The organism is Xenorhabdus santafensis (assembly GCF_033949405.1).
Classification (GTDB): Bacteria; Pseudomonadota; Gammaproteobacteria; order Enterobacterales; family Enterobacteriaceae; genus Xenorhabdus; species Xenorhabdus santafensis.
This window is the reverse complement of the sequence record NZ_VCDN01000077.1, coordinates 1-2,187: the sequence shown is the minus strand read 5'-3', so window position 1 is coordinate 2,187 and position 2,187 is coordinate 1. Positions and strand designations below refer to the sequence as shown.

The following is a 2,187-nucleotide window of genomic DNA, read 5'->3' as shown; positions in this document are numbered from 1 at the left end:
CCCAGCTGAGCTATAGCCCCAAATCAAAATCCTGTAGAACGGGGCGAATCATATGAGACCCGGAGAACTCTGTCAATGGGTTCATTAATATTCATTGTGTAAGTGCCGAAAAAGCCATCAATGGTTAATTCAAATGATAAAAATAAAGACACTGCGATAAGTTGAGTGCCTTTATTATGTTATATCAAATTATTCAATGGTAGCTTATTGAGCTTCGCGTTGGGCGATATAAGCCAGCGCTTTATCAATTCGAGCCAAAGAACGAGCTTGGTTGATGGCGTGAATTGTTACATCAACACTTGGGGATTGTCCTGCGCCTGTGACAGCAACACGCAGTGGCATACCAACCTTGCCCATACCTACTTCTAATTCGTCAGCGGTTGCCTGAATGGCATGATGGATATTTTCTGGTGTCCACTCAGTAATGTCCGCCAGTTTGGCACGGGCGACTTCCAGAGGCTGGCGAGCAACAGGGCGCAAGTGTTTTTTCGCTGCATCGGCATCAAACTCTGCAAATTCTTCATAGAAGTAACGGCAAGACTCAGCCATCTCTTTCAGTGTTTTGCTGCGTTCGCCCAACAATTTGATCAAATCAACCAATTCTGGGCCAGTGCGGGTATCAATGCCTTGCTGTTCAATGTGCCATGCCAAGTGCACAGCAACTTTTTCTGCTGGCAGGGTATTGATGTAATGATGATTCAACCATTGCAGCTTTTCAGTATTGAATGCACTGGCAGATTTGCTGATAGCATCCAGGCTGAATAATTCCGTCATTTCTTCAACGGTGAAAATTTCCTGATCGCCATGTGACCAGCCCAAGCGTACCAGATAGTTCAGCAGCGCTTCTGGCAGATAACCGTCGTCGCGATACTGCATCACACTGACCGCGCCATGGCGTTTGGACAGTTTTTTACCGTCATCACCGAGGATCATGGATACGTGTGCATATTCTGGCACTGGAGCGCCTAGGGCTTTCAGGATATTAATCTGACGCGGCGTATTGTTAATATGGTCTTCACCACGAATAACGTGAGTAATTTCCATATCCCAGTCATCAATTACCACACAGAAGTTATAAGTCGGTGAGCCGTCGGTGCGACGAATAATCAAATCATCCAGTTCTTGGTTGCTGAATTCAATTGGGCCACGGATGCTGTCATTAAAAATGACAGAACCTTCCTGTGGATTGCGGAAACGCACAACATGTGGCTCATCATGGTTGTGCTGGCAATCGCTATCACGGCAATGCCCGTTATAACGTGGCTTTTCACCATTTGCCATCTGAGTTTCACGCAGTTGTTCCAAATGTTCTTTGGAGCAGTAACAGCGGTAAGCTGTACCTTGTTCCAGCATCTCATCAATAACTTGGTTATAACGATCGAAACGTTTGGTCTGATAATATGGGCCTTCATCCCAATTTAGATTTAACCAGTTCATCCCGTCCATAATTGCGTCGATGGCATCTTGAGTGGAACGCTCCAGATCGGTGTCTTCAATACGAAGAACAAACTCACCTTTATTGTGGCGGCTGTATAACCAAGAATAAAGAGCGGTACGCGCACCACCAACGTGAAGATAGCCAGTTGGGCTTGGTGCAAAACGGGTTTTAATTTTACTCATCAGGAATTGCCTTAATTACGTTTCTCTTTTTAGATAACGTTTTGGATGATTGATGTAACAATAGTGGGGGGTATTTTATCACTGGACTTCAATTCCTCAATGGCGTTAACGGTAGGTTATTGAGAAAAGCCAAAAGATATTGATTAAATGCTACCCCAGCGTGATTATAATTGTTTCATTCTGTTTAATTTTACAACGAACGATAGTTTTCGTAATAAAAACCGTTGACTCACCTCGAACTATCCCTATAATGCGACTCCATCACGACGGGGCGATTAGCTCAGTTGGTAGAGCATCTCCCTTACAAGGAGGGGGTCATCAGTTCGAATCTGGTATCGCCCACCATACATTTCAGAGATAATCTGTGATTGATATGGCAAAGATAACCGTAGTGATAAGCACTTGATAAAGCAGTAAAAAATGATTTTATGATTGGGCGATTAGCTCAGTTGGTAGAGCATCTCCCTTACAAGGAGGGGGTCATCAGTTCGAATCTGGTATCGCCCACCAATCATAACTCAGTGGTATAGATGTCGTTATAGTCATCATGAAGTGGGCGATTAGCTC

General features: G+C 44.3%; 1 protein-coding gene and 2 tRNA genes. 2 read left to right on the top strand and 1 reads right to left on the bottom strand.

Annotated features, from left to right (window positions below):
• Nucleotides 1-204 precede the first annotated feature (204 nt).
• The gene (gene gltX, locus FE392_RS16680) at nt 205-1,620 is read right to left on the bottom strand and encodes a glutamate--tRNA ligase (RefSeq protein WP_319931333.1); all 1,416 of its coding nucleotides are present in this window, start codon (nt 1,618-1,620) and stop codon (nt 205-207) included.
• A gap of 269 nt (nt 1,621-1,889) precedes the next feature.
• On the opposite strand from gltX, the gene FE392_RS16675 reads away from it, so the two are divergent.
• Both FE392_RS16675 and FE392_RS16670 read left to right on the top strand, forming a co-directional pair.
• Nucleotides 1,890-1,965: transfer RNA gene (locus FE392_RS16675), tRNA-Val, on the top strand.
• A gap of 89 nt (nt 1,966-2,054) precedes the next feature.
• Nucleotides 2,055-2,130: transfer RNA gene (locus FE392_RS16670), tRNA-Val, on the top strand.
• The last annotated feature ends 57 nt before the right edge of the window (nt 2,131-2,187 follow it).

Coding starts and splice junctions, on each gene's coding strand:
- gltX (WP_319931333.1), bottom strand. CDS start 1,620: ATGAGTAAAATTAAAACCCGTTTTGCACCAAGCCCAACTGGCTATCTT.